This is a genomic window from Mycobacterium cookii (assembly GCF_010727945.1).
In the GTDB taxonomy this organism is placed as follows: Bacteria; Actinomycetota; Actinomycetes; order Mycobacteriales; family Mycobacteriaceae; genus Mycobacterium; species Mycobacterium cookii.
On record NZ_AP022569.1, the window covers coordinates 4,400,538 to 4,418,895 of the forward strand.

Below are 18,358 nucleotides of genomic sequence, written 5' to 3' on the forward strand. Positions count from 1 at the left end.
CAACGGAGGTAGCGGATCGAACTAATCAATGTCAAAGGAGTGAACGATGTTAAAAAGCGTGCCGGTCCAGGACGGCGCTCAACAGCACTGCACTCAGGACGCCAAGGTCCTCAAGGAGTCGGGTGCCCACAAGCTCGTCATCACGGACCGCGACGGTAACTGCTTGGCATTCGTATTAGCTTGGGACAGCTTCCATTACGACGCTGAGTCCGACACCTATGTGTGCGTCGCCGACAGCGATGGCAGAGAACTCATGACCATGTACACCACCGGTGACATCAGAGCGGTCCCCGGCGCGAACATGTACGTCTTGACTGCGCCGGATGGGTTCAGTGGTCGCAGGGCGCTGTAGGCCCCGCTGAGCCGGCGGAGGCCCGGCGAGTTCAGGCTTCCGTGTCGATTCACGCCGCCTGTCACCGAACTGACGCTGCCGGATCTGCGCGAGCAATGGCCGCATCGGTCTGGGGATATTCACGTCGCCGAAGTTATGATAGACCGTTCGTACGGTTAGTTTAGTCCGAAGGTTTGAGATGCCCAGATCGCCCGGCAGGCGCAGCGAGATTCTCGACGCATTCGTCCGCTATGTCGCCGAGCGCGGCTACGACCGGACGAATATCGGGGATATCGCCGACGAACTGGGCATGTCCAAGGGCACCATCGTCCACCACTTCGGCACCAAATCGCAGATGTTGCGGGAGCTGGAAGAGACCCACCTGAGCCGTCAACTCGATGTCCTGCGGACGGCGTGGGACCGGCTGGCCGCGCCGCAGGAGCGCATCGTCGCGATCATCTACACCTCCACGCTGCTGCACGTGATCGACCGCGATGCGACGGTGGCAAGCCAGCGGGAGGTCGTGCAGTTGTCCGACGACCCATCGATGCAGCAGGTGCAGAAGCTGCGTGATCAGTTGCAGGCATTGACAATTGACGAGATACGCAACGGCGTGGACAGCGGCGTGTTCCGGAACGTCGACGTCGAGCTGGCGGCACTGCAGCTGTGGGGATCGCTGCAGTCGCTGTGGGTGTGGTTCGACCCTGCCGGCCCGCGGACTCCGGAAGACGTCGGCGCCGCATTCGTCGACGTGTTCCTCGGCGGGCTGCTGCTCGACCGCCTCGAGCTCAGCAAGTGGGCGGACCCGTCCGCCGACGTCGTCTCCGTCGTTCGGCAATGCCTGGCCACCGCAACGGGCGCCACGAACTGACCCTCGCGGCTGCGGAAACGCCTGGCGCAACTGAGCTGTAACCGATTCGCCGAACGCTTCAGGTCGCGGCAGCTCGTGACTGTACGTATAGTCGGTCCATTCGCGTAGCCGCGATTCTCGCCGGCCACGCCAAATCGACCTAAACGGCCGTTGAACTGCAATTTCAGCGCAGCGTCGGTTGCCTGGCGTTCGATTCTCGAGCTAATTCTTACCTTATTGACTGTACGGACGGTCGAATGCCATAGTGACTGCGTGACGGATGCGATAACCCGGGGATGACGACCTCGAACGTGATCGCCAGCAAGATCGGCAACCAGCTGCGGCCCGGTGCCGAAGTGGTCGGCGGCTTCTTCCGGATGTGCGCGCTGACCGGCAAAGCCCTGCTGAAGCCGTTCGAGTGGCGCGAGTTCATTTGGAACGGCTGGTTTCTCATGCGGGTGTCGTTGCTGCCCACCATCGCGGTGTCGATTCCGGAGACGGTGCTGCTGATCTTCACGCTCAACGTCCTGCTGGCCGAGTTCGGCGCCGCCGACGTCTCCGGCGCCGGCGCGGGGATCGCCGCGGTCACCCAACTCGGCCCTATCGTCACGGTGCTGGTGGTCGCCGGTGCCGGGGCCACCGCGATCTGCGCCGACCTCGGCGCTCGCACCATTCGCGAGGAGGTCGATGCGATGGAGGTGCTTGGCATCGACCCGATCCACCGACTGGTGGTGCCCCGCGTGGTCGCCTCGACAGTGGTCGCCGTGCTGCTCAACGGCCTGGTCATCGCCGTCGGCCTGACGGGCGGCTACTTGTTCAGCGTGTACCTACAGAACGTCTCCAGCGGCGCCTACCTCTCCACGCTCACGGTGCTCACCGGCCTGCCCGAGGTGATCATCGCGCTCGTCAAGGCCGCAATCTTCGGGCTGATCGCCGGGCTGGTCGGCTGTTACCGCGGGCTGATTGCCCGCGGCGGGTCCAAAGGTCTGGGCACTGCCGTCAACGAGACCGTGGTGCTGTGTTTCATCGCGCTGTTCGCGGTGAACGCCGTGATGACGACCATCGGTGTCCGGTTCGGGACGGGGCGCTGACATGTCGACGGCCGTCCTACCGTTCGCCCGACTCTTCCGAACGGGCCGCGTCCTCGACCGCTACGGCCGCGCCCCGGCGAAGGTGCTCGTCGAGATCGGACAGATGGTCTCGTTTGCGATGACTGCATTCGCGCTGATCCCGTTCGCAGTTCGCCGCTACCCCAAAGAGGTGTTGCGGATGGTCGCCCAGATGGGGATGGGCACCGGCGCGATGGCCGTCGCGGGCGGCACCTCGGCGATCGTCGGATTCATCACCCTGTCGGCGGGCTCACTGGTCGCCATCCAGGGCTTCGCGTCGCTGGGCAACATCGGCGTCGAGGCGTTCACCGGCTTTCTGGCCGCGATGGTCAACGTGCGATTTGTGGCGCCGGTGGCCTGCGGTCAGGCGCTGGCCGCCACGGTCGGCGCCGGCGCTACCGCCGAACTGGGCGCCATGCGCATCAGCGAGGAGATCGACGCGCTGGAAGTGATGAGCATCAGGTCGATCGCCTTCCTGGCGTCCACCCGGGTGATCTCGGGTTTCGTCGTCATCATCCCGCTGTACGCATTGGCGATCACCCTGGCCTTCGTGTCCGCGCAGTTCACCACCACGTTGTTGTATGGGCAATCCGTCGGCACCTACAACCACTACTTCCACACGTTCCTGCGACTCAACGACGTTGGCTGGTCGTTCGCCGAGGTCATCCTCGTCGCGGTGGTCGTGATGACCACCCACTGCTACTACGGCTACACCGCCAGCGGCGGGCCGGTCGGCGTCGGTGAAGCGGTCGGTCGGTCGATGCGGTTGTCGCTGATCACGATCGTCGTCGTGGTGGTCCTGACCGCGATGGCGGTCTACGGCAAAAACCCCAACTTCAACCTCACGGTGTAGCCGCCATGCCGCCGACAGGAAAGATCAACCCGCCCCGTATCCCGCGGTACAAGACCAGGGCTCTGGTGTTCTTGTTGATCAATGCGCTTGGCTTGGCGGTCTTTTGGCTGCAGTTCCGGGGAGAGTTCACGCCGAAGACGCCCTTGACGATGGTGGCTGCCCGGTCGGGTTTGGTGATGGATCCGGGGTCGAAGGTCACCTACAACGGGGTGGAAGTCGGTCGGGTGGCCAGCATTTCGGAGATCCAGCGTGACGGAACGCCGGCGGCCCAGTTCGTCTTGGATGTCAAACCGAAGTACATCAGCCTGATTCCCTCCAATGTGGATGCCAATATCGCGGGGACCACGGTTTTCGGCAACAAGTATGTGTCGTTGACGTCGCCGAAACACCCGACTCCGCAGCGTATTTCGCCACAGCATGTGATTGATGCCAGGTCGGTGACGACGGAGTTCAACACGTTGTTCGAAACCCTCACCTCGATCGCGGAGAAGGTGGATCCGGTCAAGCTGAACCTGACGCTGGCCGCGGCCGCGCAGGCATTGACCGGGCTGGGCGACAAGTTCGGGCAGTCGATCGTCAACGGCAACGCCATCCTCGACGACGTCAATCCGCGGATGCCGCAGATCCGACACGATTTTCAGCAGCTGGCAGCGCTCGGTGACACCTACGCCAGCGCCGCACCGGATCTGTTCGACTCTCTGAAAAATGCGGTGATCACGGCGCGCACGCTGCACCGGCAGGAAGCCGACCTGGATGCCGCGTTGTTGGCCGGGACCGGGTTGGGCAACACCGGCGAAGAGATCTTCCGGCGCGGCGGGCCGTACTTTCAGCGGGGGGTCGCCGATCTGTTGCCCACCGCCCAGCTGCTCGACACCTACAGTCCCGAGATCTTTTGCACCATACGCAATTACCACGACGCCGAACCCGCCGCCTACCAGACGGTCGGCGGCGGCAACGGCTACGCGCTGAGAACCATGACCGAGCTGATGTCTGGATTGGGAGGCATCCTGACGCTCCCCGGGTTGGCCGGCGTAATTGGCACGGCGGGACTTCTCGGGGTGGCCGGACTGGTCGGCGGGGCGCCCAATCCCTATGTCTATCCGGACAATCTGCCCCGGGTGAACGCCCGCGGCGGCCCGGGAGGAGCGCCGGGTTGCTGGCAGCCCATTACCCGTGATCTGTGGCCGGCGCCCATGCTGGTGATGGACACCGGCGCCAGTCTCGCGCCCTACAACCACATCGAAGTCGGCTCACCGTGGGCGGTCGAGTATGTCTGGGGCCGCCAAATGGGGGATCAAACGATCAACCCATGAAAATCACCGGCACCGCAATCAAACTCGGCATCATCTCGGTGGTGCTGCTGTTCCTCACCGTGATGATCGTCGTGGTGTTCGGTCAGATGCGCTTCAACAGCACCAACGGCTACTCGGCGGAGTTCAGCAATGGCAGCGGGCTGCGCGAGGGCCAGTTCGTCCGCGCCTCCGGTGTCGAGATCGGCAAGGTCAAAAAAATCAAGCTGGTCGATGACGGCCATCGGGTGCGGGTCGACTTCAGCGTCGACCGCGCGGTGCCGCTCTATCAGTCGACGACCGCGGAGATCCGCTATCTCGGCCTGGTCGGTGACCGCTATGTCGAACTCAACCGTGGCGAGGGTGAGGGCGCTGACCGGGTACTGCCGCCGGGCGGATTCATTCCGCTGTCGCACACGTCACCGGCGCTGGATCTCGACGCTCTGCTGGGCGGTTTCAAGCCGCTGTTCCGTGCGCTCGATCCGGAGAAGGTCAACACCATCGCGTCGGCCATCATCACGGTCTTTCAGGGTCAGGGCGGCACCATCAACGACATCCTCGACCAGACCGCGGAGGCGACCAGTGAGATCGCCGAACGTGACCAGGCGATCGGCGAGGTGGTCAAGAACCTCAACACCGTGCTGGACATCACGGCCAAGCACCGGCAGGAGTTCGACCAGACCGTCGACAATTTCGAAAGACTGATCACTGGGCTGAAGAACCATGCCGATCCGCTGGCAGCCGGCACCGCGAATATCAGCAACGCCGCCGGCACGGTCGCAGACCTGTTGGGCGACAACCGCGCTCTGCTGCACAAGGAGATTGGCTACCTGCAGGGTCTTCAGCAACCGCTCGTCGACCAGAGTGACCAACTCGGCGACCTGATCCACAAGACGCCAACCGCGTTCAACCTGATCGGGCGCAGCATCGGCCTCTACGGGGACTGGGTGAACTTCTACCTCTGCGACCTCACCATCAAGTGGAACGGGCTCCAATCGGGCGGGCCGACGCGCACGGTCAGGCTCTGGCAGCAGCCCACGGGGAGGTGCACGCCGCAATGAGGTCGCTGCAGCCTTCCAACCGGGTGCGGATCGGATTCATGGGCACCCTCATCTTGACGCTGGTCGTCGTCGTGGGCCAAAGCTTCACCAGTGCCCCAATGCTTTTCGCCCAGCCCAAATATTACGGGCAGTTCGCCAACACCGGCCAGCTGAACAAAGGTAACAAGGTCCGCATCACCGGCGTGGTCGTCGGCAAGGTCGAGGGGCTCAAGATCGACGGCGATCATGTGGTGATCGAGTTCTCGACCGGCGGCAACACCATAGGCACCGAGAGCCGGCTGGCGATCAAGACCGACACCATCCTGGGCAAGAAGGTGCTCGAGATCGAGCCGCGGGGAAGCCAGGCGCTGCGGCCCGGGGGTGTGTTACCGCTGAGTCAAAGCACCATCCCGTATCAGCTCTACGACGCGAATACTGATATCACCAAGGCCGCGGCGGGCTGGAACATCGACACCGTCAAGCAATCACTGAATGTGTTGTCACAGACGGTCAATCAGACGTATTCGCATCTGAGCCCCGCCCTCGACGGGCTGGCCAGATTCTCCGACACCATCGGCAAACGCGACGAGGAGATCACCCATCTGCTGGCGCAGGCCGACAAGGTGGCCAGCGTGCTCGGTGACCGCAGCGCACAGATCAACCGGCTGCTGGTCAACGCGAAGACACTGCTGGCCGCGTTCAACGAACGTGGACGAGCCATCGACGCGCTGCTGAGCAACGTGTCCGCTTTTTCGGCTCAGGTGAAAAACCTCATCAACGACAACCCGAATCTGAATACCGTGCTGGAGCAGTTGCGCTCGATCAGCGACGTGCTGGTGGCACGCAAGGACGATCTGGCTCAAAGCCTCAAGTATGTCGGCCAATTCGCGGCGTCGCTGGGTGAAACCGTCTCGTCGGGACCGTATTTCAAGATCGTCCTGTCCAATCTGCTGCCGTACTGGATCCTGCAGCCCTGGGTGGACGCCGCGTTCAAGAAGCGCGGTATCGACCCCGAGGACTTCTGGCGCAGTGCGGGTTTGCCGGCGTTCAAGTTCCCCGACCCCAACGGCACCCGGTTCTCCAACGGTGCGCCGCCGCCCGCGCCACCGGTGCTCGAGGGCACCCCGGACCACCCGGAGCCCGCTGTAGCGCCGGGATCGCCGTGCTCTTATGCGCCGCCGCCGGAGTTGTTGCCGCGCCCGGGCAACCCGATGCCGTGCGCGGGTATCGACCAAAACGTGGGGCCGTTCGGACCGAATGGGCCGTATCCGGCGTTACCCAACGTTGCCTCCTCGCCGCCGAACCCCAACGGTCTGCCGCCGACACCGGGAATCCCGATCGCCGGGCGACCCGGGCAGGTGCAACCCGACGTACCTGGCACCCCGGTGCCGATGGCGCCGGGACCGCCCGGGGCGCGCACCGAGCCACTCGGACCGCTACCGGGTCCCGCTCCGGCGAATCCCGCGGCGGCACCCCCACCAGCAGCATGGCCACCCGGACCCCCGGCCCCACCGGGACCCGGGGGGCAGCTGCCGGCACCGTTCATCGGCAACACAGGTGGAGCCGGCGGCAGCGGCGTGACGGGAGGTAACCAGAATTGAGCGGCATCTCGTTTAAGCGGCCTAAGGCATCGGTGATCATCGGCGCGCTCGCCGTTGTGCTGGCGCTCATCCTCGCGTTCGTCGGGTTTCAGCTATACAACAAAGCCACGAATAACACTGTGGTGGCGTACTTCCCGGCCGCCAACGCCCTGTATTCCGGTGACCGGGTCGAGATAATGGGCGTTCGGGTGGGTACCGTCGACGACGTCGAGCCGGCCGGCGACAAGATGAAGGTCACCTTCCACTACGCCAACAAGTACAAGGTGCCCGCCAACGCATCGGCGGTGATCCTCAACCCAACCCTGGTGGCGTCGCGGAACATTCAGTTGGAGCCGCCCTACAAAGACGGTCCGGTGATGGCCGACAACGCGGTGATCCCGATCGAACGCACTCAGGTGCCGACGGAGTGGGACCAACTTCGCGGCAGCGTCGCCAATATCATCAACAAACTCGGCCCGACGCCCGAGCAGCCCAAGGGACCGTTCGGCGAAGTCATCGAGTCCTACGCCGACGGGCTGGCTGGCAAGGGCAAGCAGATCAACACCACGCTGAACAGCCTGTCGGGGGCGCTGACCACGCTGAACAAGGGCCGCGGCGACTTCTTCGCGGTGGCGCGCAGCCTGGCGATGTTCGTCAACGCCCTGCACAAAGATGACAAGCAGTTCGTCGCGTTGAACACCAACCTGGCGCAGTTCACCGACAACCTGACCAACTCAGATCAGGAGCTGGCCAACGCAATACAGCAGTTCGACGGTCTGCTCACGACAGTTCGCCCGTTCCTCGACAAGAACCGCGAGGTGCTGACACACGACATCAACAACCTCGCCGACGTGACCACCACGCTGGTGCAGCCCGAGCCGCTCAACGGTTTGGAAACCGGTCTGCACGTCCTGCCGACCCTGAGCGCGAACCTCAGCGAGATCTACCACCCGTCGCACGGCGCGGTGATGTCCATTCCGGCGATCCCGAACTTCACCAACCCGATGCAGTTCATGTGCAGCATGATTCAGGCCGGCAGCCGGCTCGGCTACCAAGAATCCGCCGAACTGTGTGCGCAGTACCTGGCACCGATTCTCGATGCGATCAAGTTCAACTACTTACCGTTCGGGCTCAACGCATTCAGCACCTCCGAGGTGCTGCCCAAGGAGGTCGCCTATTCCGAGGACCGGCTGCACCCGCCGAACGGGTACAAGGACACCACGGTCCCCGGGATCTGGGTGCCCGATACACCGTTGTCCCACAAGAACACTCAGCACGGCTGGATCACCGCGCCGGGCATGCAGGGCGTGAAGGTGGGGCCGATCACGGCGGGGCTGCTGACCCCCGACTCGCTGGCCGAACTCATGGGCGGCCCCGACATCGCACCGGTTCAATCAAACCTGCAAACCCCACCGGGACCGCCGAACGCCTACAACGAGGAGCCCGGCCCGGCGCCCTTCATCGGCGTACCCGGCAATCCGGCGCCGATACCACCGCCGCCGCCGGGGCCCGAGGTGATTCCCGGTCCCGTCGCGCCGACGCCGGCGCCGTTGTCCGGGCCGACGCTACCCGGTCCACCGCTGCCCGCTGAGGCGGGCGCTTCGACAGGGCCGGGCTCGTGAGGCGCGTGACGAGCGCGATCCGCGCGAGGAACAAGCGACTGATGTGCCGGGCCCGGCAGGGGTTGTCGCTGCTGGTGGCCGGGCTTGTGCTCAGCTCGTGCGCGAGCTGGCACGGGATCGCGAATGTGTCGATGCCCGGCGGCCCGGGCAGCGGACCCGGCTCCTACATCGTCTACGTGCAGATGCCCGACACGCTGGCCCTCAACGACAACAGCCGAGTGCGGGTGGCCGATGTCTTCGTCGGCACGGTGCGCGGGATCACGCTCAAGAACTGGGTCGCCACGCTGAGGCTGAGTCTGGACAAGAGCGTCAAATTACCCAGCAACGCGACCGCCAAGATCGGGCAGACAAGCCTGCTGGGTTCTCAGCACGTGGAGCTGGCCGCGCCACCCAACCCGTCCCCGACGCGATTGAAGAACGGCGACACCATCCGGCTGCAGAATTCGTCCGCTTACCCCTCGACGGAGCAGACGCTGGCCAGTCTCGCACTGATCCTGCGCGGCGGCGGCATCCCGAACCTCGAATCGTTGCAGAACGAGATCTACAACGTCGTGAACGGGCGAGCCGAGCAGATCCGTGCTTTCCTCGGCAAGCTGGATACCTTCACCGCCCGAATCGACGAGCAACGCGGTGACATCACCCACGCCATCGACTCCACCAACCGGCTGCTAGCCTATGTGGCTTCCCGCTCGGACGTTCTGGAACGGGTGCTGACCGAATTCCCGCCACTGATCAAGCATTTCGCCGACAAACAGAACCTCTTGATTAATGCGGTCGACGCGATTGGACGACTCAGTGAAGTTGCCGAACAATACCTGTCCGCGTCGCGGGGCGACCTTCATCAGGACCTGCTGGCGCTGCAGTGCCCGTTGCGGGAACTCGGTCGTGCCTCACAGTATTTGATCCGCGCACTCAAGCTGATCCTCGTCCAGCCGTTCGATCTGGACGCCGTGCCGAAGTCGTTCCGCGGGGACTACTTCAACCTCTCGCTGACGCTCGACCTGACCCTCAGCGCTGTCGACAACGCGGTACTCACCGGAACCGGATTCTCTGGAGCGCTGCGCGCACTGGAGCAGTCGTACGGCCGTGACCCCGAGACGATGATTCCCGACGTCCGGTACACGCCGAATCCGAATGACGTCCCCGGCGGGCCGCTGGTCGAACGGGCGGACAGGCAATGCTGACCCGCTTCGTCTGGCGTCAGCTCATTCTCTTCACGATGCTGAGCGTGGTCACGGCAATTGCCTTGGGCTGGTACTACCTTCGGATTCCCACTGCGGTGGGGATCGGCCAGTACACGCTGAAGCTCGACCTACAGACGTCGGGAGGTCTGTACAAGACGTCGAACGTGACATACCGCGGTGAGACCATCGGCAAGGTCACCAGCGTGGAGCCGACCGAGTCGGGTGTGCAGGCGACCATGAGTATCGCGGACCGGTTCAAGATCCCGATCGACGCGTCGGCGAACGTGCATTCGGTGTCGGCGGTCGGTGAGCAATACGTGGATCTGGTGTCGGAAGGCAAGCAGAGCAGATACTTCTCGCCGGGCCAGACGATCACCAAAACCACTGTGCCCGTTGAGATCGGGCCGACGCTGGACGCCGCCAACCGCGGGCTGGCCGCGCTGCCCAAAGAAAAGATCGCGGAGCTGCTCGATGAGACGTCCGAAGCGGTCGGCGGGCTGGGGCCCGCGCTGCAACGTCTCGTCGACGCGACCCAGGCGATCGCCGGTGACTTCAAGACGAACATCTCCGATATCAACGACATCATCGAAAACTCCGCACCGATCCTGGACAGCCAGGTCAACTCGGGCGACGCGATTCGGCGCTGGTCGCACAATCTCGATGTCCTGTTCGCGCAGACCGCGGAAAACGACCAGCACGTGCAAAGCATCCTCAGCCAAGGGGCACCGACTGCCGATCAGGTCAACTCGGTGTTCAGCGATGTCCGCGAGTCGCTTCCGCAGACGTTCGCGAATCTCGAGATCGTGCTGGACATGCTCAAGCGCTACCACAAGGGCGTCGAGCAACTGCTGGTATTCCTGCCGCAAAACGCTGCGGCCGCTCAGACGGCAACAGTGGCGTTCCCGGGCTACGCATCGCTGGACACCGCGCTGACGATCAACCAGCCTCCGCCGTGTATGACCGGCTTTCTCCCGGCGCCCCAGTGGCGGTCGCCGGCGGACAGCAGCCTGGCGCCGCTGCCGTCCGGGACGTATTGCAAAGTCCCACAAGACGCTTCAGGTAACAATGTGCGCGGGGCGCGCAACATTCCGTGTGTCGATGTTCCCGGTAAACGCGCTGCGACGCCGCGGGAGTGCCGCGACCCAAAACCGTACGTTCCACTGGGCACGAACCCGTGGTACGGCGACCCCAACCAGATCTTGAACTGCCCGGCCCCCGGGGGGCGCTGCGACCAGGCGGTGAAACCGGGCTTCGTGATACCCGCGCCGTCGATCAACACCGGCCTCAACCCGGCGCCCGCCGACCGGCTGCCGCCGGGGGGACAGACGCCGCCTCCCGTCAGCGATCCGTTGCAGCGGCCGGGAGCGGGGAGCGTGCAGTGCAACGGTCAACAGCCGAACCCCTGCGTGTACACCCCTGGCGGACCGCCCACGGCCGTCTACAGCCCACAGAGCGGTGAACTGGTAGGACCCGACGGCGCCAAATACACGATCGAAGATTCTCGAAAGACCGGAGACAACGGGTGGAAGGACATGCTGGCGCCGGCCGGCTGAGTCTCGTGTTTGTTGACACTGACCGCACGTACAGTCATATACTGGGCCGGACGCGCAGCGCAGAGATCGGAGCGAGATGCGGGAAGTGATTGGCCTAGGCCAACTCCGGAGTCACGCATGTGGGTATCTCGATCGAGTCGGCGCCGGGGAGACAATCGACGTCGTGCGGCGCGGCAAGCTGGTGGCGCGGGTGGCGCCGATCCCTGAGCGGTCGATGAAAGCCACCGCGGCCGGCGGGTGGGTCGTTGGGCTCGACGAGCTGCGGACACGTGCTGGGCGGTGTTTTGACCGGGTTGCGGCCGGAGAGACAATTGACGTCGTCCGGCGCGGCGAGCTGGTCGCCCGCATTGAGTCAGCCGCCAGGGACGAGCCTCGCCGGACAGCGTAATCCCGCTTCTACCACCAACAACGACGCTGTGGAGGGCACATGACGACCTATCGAACAGTGGTGGTCGGCACCGACGGCTCGGAGTCTTCACTGCGCGCGGTGGACCGTGCCGCCACGATCGCGGCCGACTCGGACGCAAAGTTGGTGATCGCGACGGGCTACTTTCCGTCGCCCGACGATCTGCGCGCCGCCGACACGCTCGGGCAAGAGGGCTACAAGGTGCGCGGCAATGCGCCGATCTATGCGGCGTTGCACGACGCACACGACCGGGCGAAGGCGGCCGGCGCGAAGAACATCGAGGACCGGCCGATCAAAGACAGTCCGGTGCATGCGCTCGTCGACCTGGCCGAGGAAGTCGGAGCTGATCTTCTGGTGGTCGGAAATGTCGGGCTGGACGCCCGATCCGCGATCGTCGGGCGAGTGTTCTCCATCCCCGGAGCCGTCGCGAACCGGGCCAAGGTCGATGTGCTGATCGTTCGCACCTCTGCCTGACGCTAGACCGTCAGTTTCTCCGGCTGACGCGCATCGCGGGAGAGGTCACCTTCGAGCACCTCGACCGCATTCTGCAAATCGGTGATGGCTTGGTTGACGTAGCCGGTGTCTACGGTGTCCCCGCGGCGGGTTGCCGAGATGCAGTCTCGGATACCCGCTTGATAATCGGTAATCGCCTGTCGCAGAACGCTGTTGAGTGCTACGTCCGGACTGGTCAGGTCGTGCTGCGCGCGTGCGATCACGCCGGCGGCGGCGTGGCAGGCATTCGCGATCTCGGGTGGGGTCGCGGCAGTGACGATGTTGTCGCCCGCGATGAAAAGCGCATTGATCGACGGCTCGGCCTCGTTGAGCCAGGCGCGCATCGGGGGATGGGCTGACGCGCTCGCCGACCGCGTCCCAGTGCTCGGCCGGGCCGGATGCGCGGTGGACACGCTGTGGTGCGCCCACGCCGACAGGGTCGCGATGGCCGCCACAAGTACGACCGTCGCGGCCAATTGGCGGCTGGGCTTGGTAATACGTTCTCTTCCCCGGCGGACGACTCACTGATCGTGTGTGATGTTTTCGCGCCGGGGCTGTCGGCGGCGAGAGTCCAAAGTCACTTGATCGCCGCCTCTCACCAGCCAAAGGTCGACTGATATCGCGGGTGGCCACGAAATCGAGAACGGTCGTTGGTCCAGACAGGCCGCCAGGGCTCATCCTTATACCCATGACGCGCAACGAGATCACTGAACAGATCGTCCTCGCCCGCCTCACCAAAGGCCTGACCTGGCAGGAATTGGCCGACGCGGTAGGCCGGCCGGTGGTGTGGACAACGTCGGCGCTGCTCGGCCAGCACCCGATCCCCGCCGACATCGGCAAGGTGTTCGTCGACATGTTGGGACTCGACGAGTCCGCAATCGCGGTGCTGGCCGCCCCGCCGATGCGCGGTGGGCTGCCCACGGCGGTGCCCACCGATCCGACCATCTACCGCTTCTACGAGGCTTTGCAGGTCTACGGCGGGGCGCTCAAAGAGCTCATCCACGAGAACTTCGGCGACGGCATCATGAGCGCGATCAACTTCAGCGTCGACCTGCAGAAGAAATCTCATCCGAGCGGTGACCGGGTGGTCGTGACGTTCGACGGCAAATTTCTTCCCTACGATTGGGTTTCGGCAGATTCGTAAATAAATCGTCAAGAAACCAGCGCCGAGGGCCGCGCACGCTTAGCTTTTGCTAGATGCGTGGTCCCTACTTCGAGGCCGATTGGCGACGCGAGGCGCTGCGGACCAATCTCTGGCTCGTCCCGGTCGCCGAAACCGTCGTCGTGGTCGTGCTCTTCGTCATCACCTACACGGTCGACCGCTCGGCGTACGACGGCGTGGTCACGCTGCCCCCGTGGGTTCTCAGCGGCACCGCCGACGTTGCACGGGTGCTGCTGGCCACCGTTGCCGCGGCAATCATCACGGTGGTCGGCATCGTCTTCTCGATCACGATCGTCGCGCTGACGCTGGCGTCGACGCAGTTCGGTCCGCGGATGTTGCGCAACTTCGTGCGGGACCCCGGAACCCAGTTGGCGTTGGGCACATTCGTGGCAAGTTTCTGCTACGCGATGGTCGCCCTGGTCTCGGTGGGCGGCGGACCGCACGGCGATTTCGTTCCGCACTTGTCGATCACGGTGACCCTGGTGCTCACGTTGTTCGACGTCGCGGTGCTGATCTACTTCCTCAACCACATCGCCACGATGATTCAGCTGCCGGTGGTGATCGCCGGCATCGCCACCACATTGGTCAACGAGGTCACCGCGATGGAGCGGTACAGCGAGTTCGGGTTCGGCGCGGCGCGCGGACCTTCGCACGAGGAATTGCTGAACAACCTGGCCGAGTCCGGTGCCGAGATCCGCACGCCGCGCAGTGGCTACCTCCAGGTGATCCGGCACGACATCCTGGTGAAGATCGCTACGGCGGCCGACGCCGTCGTCCAGTTACCGCACCGCCCTGGGCATTTCATGGTCGCGGGCCAGGTGATCGCGCGGGTCTGGCCGCCGGAGGCCGCCGACGCCGTGGCCGAGCGGCTGGCGCTCGGCCACGTTGCGGGCGCGTATCGCACGCTTCCGCAAGATGTTTCATTCGGATTCGACCAATTGGTCGAGATCGCCTTGCGGGCATTGTCGCCGGCGGTCAACGACACCTTCACCGGGATGACGTGCGTCGACTGGATCGCCGACTGCCTGTGCCGAATCGCGCCAATCTGGCATCCGCACCGAGTCCGCCGCGACGCCGAGGGCAACATCCGGGTCATCGCTTTCCAGCCCGACTTCGTCCGGCTGGTGGAGCGTACCTTCGATACGATCCGGCAGGCGGCAGTCGGCATGCCCGCCATCATGATTCGGCAGCTCGATGCGGTGGCCAAGGTCATCGAACAGGTCCCCGACCGGGCGTCCCGGACCGCGCTGATCCGCCAGGCCGAAGCGATCCAGCGGTCGAATCTGGCCTCGGTCGCCGATGCCTCCGACCGGGCGGACGTCACACAGCGGTTCGAGGCGGTCATGGCGCTGGTCGGTCCAGCGGCTACAGTTCGGGCGTGACTCCCGCACTGAAAGCAGACCTGGTCCTCTCCGGTGGTGGCGTCAAGGGCATTGGCCTGGCCGGCGCTGCCGTCGCGCTGCTGGAAGCCGGATATGGGATCCAGCGAGTCTCCGGCACGTCGGCCGGCTCGATCGTCGGTGCGATCCTGGCGGCCGGCGCCGACAAGCTGGGGCCCGAAGAGGTCGAGCAGCTGACCATGACGCTGCCCTACCGCAAATTCCTCGACCCCACTCGTATCACCGCCATCCCGCTGGTCGGCCCGGCGTGGGGAGTGTTGAGCGAAACCGGGATCTACAAAGGCGATTTCGCTCACGAGTGGATCCGTTCACAGCTGGCCAACCTCGGTGTGCACACCTTCGGCGACCTCGCCATCGACGCCCCGCACCTGCCGCGCGAACAGCGCTACCGGCTGGTCGTGACCGCAGCGGACGTGACCACCGGGCAGATGGTCCGCCTGCCGTGGGACTACGACCGGCTCTATGGGCTGGACCCCGACGAGCAGCAGGTTGCCGACGCGGTCCGGGCCTCGATGTCGATTCCATTCTTTTTCAGGACCACGAAGTTGACGAGCGCCGCGGGCTTGACGTCCACACTGGTCGACGGCGGGATGCTGTCGAACTTCCCGATCGACTCCTTCGACCGGCGGGACGGCAAACTGCCGCGCTGGCCCACATTCGGAGTGACGTTGCTGCCCAACCTTCCGCAGGGCAACGACAAAGTGATTCCGGTTCTGGGGCCGGTGAATTGGCTCTTCGGTGGCCCGCCGCTGATCGAGGCGTTGATCACCACGATGATCGTCGGCCGCGATCAGACGTATCTGAATCAGCCATGGGTCGACTCGCGCGCCATCCGCGTCGACTCGTCGAAGGTCGGTTTTCTCGACTTCAACATCGGCGCCAGACAGATGCAGGAGCTGTACCAGAACGGCTACAACGCGGCGATCGACTTCTTGTCTCGGTGGAGCTGGCAAAGCTATCTCGAGCACTTCCGGCGGCCGGTCGCCTGAGCGGCTAGATCTCGAATTCGGCTGCCATATTGTCGATTCCGGCGCGAATGCCCGCCAGCGCGTCGGCCCGGGTGCGCAGTTTGGTTCCCAGATGGGCGTGCTGCTTGAGCGTGAGAAATTCCCGAGCGGCCTCTTCGGCGCGGCTGAGAACCATGTCAGGCAATACGATTTCGTCGAGCCAGCCGGCAGCGACCGCCGTCTCGCCGAAGAACATCTTCGCCAGCCCGGCCGCCTGCTGGTAGGCCGACCGCGTCAGTCGCAGCTTCATCACTTCCAGCGCCGCGTACGGGATCGTCATACCGATCGCGACCTCGTTGGCCTGAATGCTGGTGGCGTGAGCCGCGATTCGGTGATCTCCACTGGCCAGCAGGAAAGCGCCCATCGCAATGGCGGGGCCGGTGCACGCCATCACCACCGGCTTCGGGTAGGACAACAGCCGGTACGACAGCTCGAAACCGCCCTTGAGCATGTCGATCGCGGGCTGGACGTCGCCGGACGTCAGGACCTTCAGGTCGAACCCGCCACTGAAAACCCGGTGGTTTCCCGCGATCACGACCGCACCGGCACCGTCGCGGTCGGCGTGGTCGAGCGCCTCGTTGAGGGCCTGCTGCATCGTCGGCCCGAGGACGTTGACCTTGCCGTCGTCCATGGTGATGAACGCGATGGACTCGTCGAGGCGATAGCTGACCGGTCCGCTCATGGGGGAATTCAATCAGACCGGCAATGCGCCGATGGGAGCGGCGTACTCAGACCCGCTCGCCGTGATGCCTGCCGAGTTCTTCCTCGGCGTTGCCCCAGCGCAGGCTGACATCGGTCGGCGGCGCCTCGATCTGGCGGGTCCGCCAGCGATCCTTGGTCTCGTCGACGGCACGGTTGATCCGCTCGATCTCGCCGCGGAACACGTCGGGCCGAGTCTCCTTGGAGGCGTAGTGAAAATAGGTCAGCAGGCTGCGCAGCAGCTCGAGCTTCTGCTTTTCCCGCTTCGCCAGGTCGTGGTTCGTCATCAACTCGATGCGCTGCACCGGCGGTAGTGACGCCCAGTCCAGCACCACCTTGGTCTCCAATGCGGCTCGGCGGCTGCGCCAGAACTTCCACCCTCGCGGCGTCTCGGAGCGGTCGTAGTAGGTCACGGTGCCCGGGAAGCGCGACTCGATGCCCTCACCGAGCTCGCTGCGGTCCAGCGCAGAATCCCACACCGTGCGCCACTCCTGGCCGGGCGCCAAGGTTGGCACCTGCTTGGGCAGCTGCAATTCGACGACGTCGGCATAACCGTCGGTGGCGTTTTCGTATTCGGCGACGGTCGGTGGGTGCGGAAACGTGAACGAGATGTCGTAGGCCGGAGTCTTGCCGAAATTCCGGACGACCAACTCGATCACATGCCAATCCGCGGCGTGCGGCTCCATGAACATTCCGACGTGGGGCCGGGTTTCGTCGGCGGCCAGCCGACGATTACGCCGATTTTGCTGACCGATATAGAGCAGTGCGATCACTCCGAGCGCGAGCAGGGCCCAGACGGCCCACGCGAGCCAGGCGCCTGACCCGGCGTGCGCCACCTGGTGCCAACGTTCCTGGATCCACTCCATCGAAGAACCCATCCCCTTGGTTAAATCGCGGCGCTTACGCGCGCGCGAGAATTCGCTGGAGCGCTTGTCCGCGCATGATTACCCACCCATCAGCGTTCGCCACTGGTCAAGGTTAGCCACTCGATAGACGTAATTCGACCGCTTCACCTCCGATAGTGACGCACTCGGCTCAGCCGAATACCAATGACCCGGAAATACCGTCGGATCGCCCGGAAGCTTTGCCAGCTTTTGCAGACTGCGGAATATTTCGTCGGAATCGCCGCCGGGAAAGTCGGTGCGCCCGCAGCCCTCCAGGAACAGGGTGTCGCCGGCAACCAACCGGCCGTCGAGCAGAAAGCACTGGCTACCCGGCGTGTGCCCGGGGGTATGCAGCAACTCGATGTCGATGGCGCCGACGCTGACCTTGTCACCGTTCTCATGCGAAGTGAGATCACTCATCGGGATCCCGGTGATCCGCGAGACATAAAGCGCTTCTTGCGAATTGACGTGGACCGGGACGCTGACTCGTTCGAGCAACTCGGCCAGCCCCTTGAGCTCGAAGCCCATCATCGAGCCGCCGACGTGGTCGGGGTGGTGGTGGGTGACCAGCACGCCGGACAGGTGCATCCCGTCGGCCTCGAGCGCGTCGACCAGGTCGCCGGCCGCGTAGGCCGGGTCGACCACGACGCAGTCACCGGTTTGCCGGTCGCCGATCAGATACGCGAAGTTGCGCATCTGCGCTGCGATCCCGTCGCCTTGGGCGAAGTCGCGTCCAGAGAGCAGTTGGCGGAAGTACAGCCGGTCCCCAGAAGAGAAGTCAGACACCCGCTCAGCGTAGACCGGAGCCCGGCGCCGAGTGGGCCCGGCAATCCTGGTGAAACCTCATCGTTTGGTGCGCTAGCAGACCAGGCTGTACCCTCTTTTAGGCCCGAGGCG

At 64.5% G+C, this 18,358-nt stretch carries 18 protein-coding genes; 14 read left to right on the plus strand and 4 right to left on the minus strand.

Going from position 1 to position 18,358, the window contains the following annotated elements; genetic code table 11:
• Positions 1-46 precede the first annotated feature (46 nt).
• The 11 genes from G6N27_RS20605 (at position 47) to G6N27_RS20655 (ending at position 12,291) form a co-directional block, all read left to right on the plus strand.
• Positions 47-352, plus strand: coding sequence for a hypothetical protein (locus G6N27_RS20605; protein ID WP_163779636.1), 306 nt, complete (start codon positions 47-49; stop codon positions 350-352).
• A 178-nt stretch (positions 353-530) separates the two neighbouring features.
• Complete coding sequence (locus tag G6N27_RS20610; RefSeq protein ID WP_163779639.1) at positions 531-1,202, plus strand: TetR/AcrR family transcriptional regulator; 672 nt, start codon at positions 531-533, stop codon at positions 1,200-1,202.
• 275 nt (positions 1,203-1,477) lie between these two features.
• Complete coding sequence (locus G6N27_RS20615; protein WP_163779641.1) at positions 1,478-2,272, plus strand: MlaE family ABC transporter permease; 795 nt, start codon at positions 1,478-1,480, stop codon at positions 2,270-2,272.
• Between the two features lies 1 nt (position 2,273).
• Positions 2,274-3,143 (plus strand): MlaE family ABC transporter permease, encoded by an 870-nt coding sequence (locus tag G6N27_RS20620; RefSeq protein WP_163779643.1) that lies wholly within the window; start codon positions 2,274-2,276, stop codon positions 3,141-3,143.
• Positions 3,144-3,148: 5 nt separating this feature from the next.
• The gene (locus G6N27_RS20625) at positions 3,149-4,456 is read left to right on the plus strand and encodes an MCE family protein (RefSeq protein WP_163779645.1); all 1,308 of its coding nucleotides are present in this window, start codon (positions 3,149-3,151) and stop codon (positions 4,454-4,456) included.
• The gene (locus tag G6N27_RS20630) at positions 4,453-5,493 is read left to right on the plus strand and encodes a virulence factor Mce family protein (RefSeq protein WP_163779648.1); all 1,041 of its coding nucleotides are present in this window, start codon (positions 4,453-4,455) and stop codon (positions 5,491-5,493) included. The genes G6N27_RS20625 and G6N27_RS20630 overlap by 4 nt, the downstream gene beginning before the upstream one ends.
• Positions 5,490-7,073, plus strand: a complete 1,584-nt coding sequence (locus G6N27_RS20635) for a virulence factor Mce family protein (RefSeq protein ID WP_163779650.1) — start codon at positions 5,490-5,492, stop codon at positions 7,071-7,073. The genes G6N27_RS20630 and G6N27_RS20635 overlap by 4 nt, the downstream gene beginning before the upstream one ends.
• Positions 7,070-8,674 carry a virulence factor Mce family protein gene (locus G6N27_RS20640; RefSeq protein WP_163779651.1) on the plus strand — a complete coding sequence of 535 codons (1,605 nt, stop codon included), beginning with the start codon at positions 7,070-7,072 and terminating at the stop codon, positions 8,672-8,674. The genes G6N27_RS20635 and G6N27_RS20640 overlap by 4 nt, the downstream gene beginning before the upstream one ends.
• Positions 8,675-8,715: 41 nt before the next feature.
• Positions 8,716-9,858 carry a virulence factor Mce family protein gene (locus G6N27_RS20645; protein WP_163782098.1) on the plus strand — a complete coding sequence of 381 codons (1,143 nt, stop codon included), beginning with the start codon at positions 8,716-8,718 and terminating at the stop codon, positions 9,856-9,858.
• A complete protein-coding gene (locus G6N27_RS20650; RefSeq protein WP_163779653.1) occupies positions 9,852-11,411 on the plus strand; it encodes an MCE family protein in 1,560 nt (519 codons plus the stop codon). The genes G6N27_RS20645 and G6N27_RS20650 overlap by 7 nt, the downstream gene beginning before the upstream one ends.
• A gap of 427 nt (positions 11,412-11,838) precedes the next feature.
• A complete protein-coding gene (locus G6N27_RS20655; RefSeq protein ID WP_163779655.1) occupies positions 11,839-12,291 on the plus strand; it encodes a universal stress protein in 453 nt (150 codons plus the stop codon).
• A 2-nt stretch (positions 12,292-12,293) separates the two neighbouring features.
• Here the strand turns inward: G6N27_RS20655 and G6N27_RS20660 are convergent, their stop codons facing one another.
• Positions 12,294-12,653 carry a hypothetical protein gene (locus G6N27_RS20660; protein WP_163779657.1) on the minus strand — a complete coding sequence of 120 codons (360 nt, stop codon included), beginning with the start codon at positions 12,651-12,653 and terminating at the stop codon, positions 12,294-12,296.
• A 344-nt stretch (positions 12,654-12,997) separates the two neighbouring features.
• Between G6N27_RS20660 and cynS the strand changes: the two genes are divergently transcribed.
• Genes cynS through G6N27_RS20675 form a run of 3 tightly spaced genes read left to right on the plus strand, consistent with a single transcriptional unit; the run spans position 12,998 to position 15,860 of the window.
• The gene (gene cynS, locus G6N27_RS20665) at positions 12,998-13,453 is read left to right on the plus strand and encodes a cyanase (protein ID WP_163779660.1); all 456 of its coding nucleotides are present in this window, start codon (positions 12,998-13,000) and stop codon (positions 13,451-13,453) included.
• A gap of 53 nt (positions 13,454-13,506) precedes the next feature.
• On the plus strand, positions 13,507-14,853 hold the full coding sequence (locus G6N27_RS20670; RefSeq protein ID WP_163779662.1) for a DUF2254 domain-containing protein: 1,347 nt from the start codon (positions 13,507-13,509) through the stop codon (positions 14,851-14,853).
• The gene (locus tag G6N27_RS20675; RefSeq protein ID WP_163779664.1) at positions 14,850-15,860 is read left to right on the plus strand and encodes a patatin-like phospholipase family protein; all 1,011 of its coding nucleotides are present in this window, start codon (positions 14,850-14,852) and stop codon (positions 15,858-15,860) included. The genes G6N27_RS20670 and G6N27_RS20675 overlap by 4 nt, the downstream gene beginning before the upstream one ends.
• Before the next feature lie 4 nt (positions 15,861-15,864).
• On the opposite strand, the gene G6N27_RS20680 is transcribed toward G6N27_RS20675, so the two are convergent.
• From G6N27_RS20680 to G6N27_RS20690, 3 genes are all read right to left on the minus strand, one after another.
• Complete coding sequence (locus G6N27_RS20680; protein WP_163779666.1) at positions 15,865-16,560, minus strand: crotonase/enoyl-CoA hydratase family protein; 696 nt, start codon at positions 16,558-16,560, stop codon at positions 15,865-15,867.
• Positions 16,561-16,606: 46 nt separating this feature from the next.
• Positions 16,607-17,455, minus strand: a complete 849-nt coding sequence (locus tag G6N27_RS20685; RefSeq protein WP_179963314.1) for a hypothetical protein — start codon at positions 17,453-17,455, stop codon at positions 16,607-16,609.
• Between the two features lie 66 nt (positions 17,456-17,521).
• Positions 17,522-18,247, minus strand: a complete 726-nt coding sequence (locus G6N27_RS20690; RefSeq protein ID WP_163779670.1) for an MBL fold metallo-hydrolase — start codon at positions 18,245-18,247, stop codon at positions 17,522-17,524.
• Positions 18,248-18,358: the final 111 nt, after the last annotated feature.

Bases quoted from the DNA above. Each gene is read 5' to 3' on its own strand.
- G6N27_RS20655 (WP_163779655.1), top strand. From the start codon at position 11,839: ATGACGACCTATCGAACAGTGGTGGTCGGCACCGACGGCTCGGAGTCT.
- G6N27_RS20625 (WP_163779645.1), top strand. From the start codon at position 3,149: ATGCCGCCGACAGGAAAGATCAACCCGCCCCGTATCCCGCGGTACAAG.
- G6N27_RS20670 (WP_163779662.1), top strand. From the start codon at position 13,507: ATGCGTGGTCCCTACTTCGAGGCCGATTGGCGACGCGAGGCGCTGCGG.
- G6N27_RS20620 (WP_163779643.1), top strand. From the start codon at position 2,274: ATGTCGACGGCCGTCCTACCGTTCGCCCGACTCTTCCGAACGGGCCGC.
- G6N27_RS20605 (WP_163779636.1), top strand. From the start codon at position 47: ATGTTAAAAAGCGTGCCGGTCCAGGACGGCGCTCAACAGCACTGCACT.
- G6N27_RS20650 (WP_163779653.1), top strand. From the start codon at position 9,852: ATGCTGACCCGCTTCGTCTGGCGTCAGCTCATTCTCTTCACGATGCTG.
- cynS (WP_163779660.1), top strand. From the start codon at position 12,998: ATGACGCGCAACGAGATCACTGAACAGATCGTCCTCGCCCGCCTCACC.
- G6N27_RS20615 (WP_163779641.1), top strand. From the start codon at position 1,478: ATGACGACCTCGAACGTGATCGCCAGCAAGATCGGCAACCAGCTGCGG.
- G6N27_RS20630 (WP_163779648.1), top strand. From the start codon at position 4,453: ATGAAAATCACCGGCACCGCAATCAAACTCGGCATCATCTCGGTGGTG.
- G6N27_RS20610 (WP_163779639.1), top strand. From the start codon at position 531: ATGCCCAGATCGCCCGGCAGGCGCAGCGAGATTCTCGACGCATTCGTC.
- G6N27_RS20685 (WP_179963314.1), bottom strand. From the start codon at position 17,455: ATGGGTTCTTCGATGGAGTGGATCCAGGAACGTTGGCACCAGGTGGCG.
- G6N27_RS20635 (WP_163779650.1), top strand. From the start codon at position 5,490: ATGAGGTCGCTGCAGCCTTCCAACCGGGTGCGGATCGGATTCATGGGC.
- G6N27_RS20680 (WP_163779666.1), bottom strand. From the start codon at position 16,560: ATGAGCGGACCGGTCAGCTATCGCCTCGACGAGTCCATCGCGTTCATC.
- G6N27_RS20645 (WP_163782098.1), top strand. From the start codon at position 8,716: ATGTGCCGGGCCCGGCAGGGGTTGTCGCTGCTGGTGGCCGGGCTTGTG.
- G6N27_RS20660 (WP_163779657.1), bottom strand. From the start codon at position 12,653: ATGCGCGCCTGGCTCAACGAGGCCGAGCCGTCGATCAATGCGCTTTTC.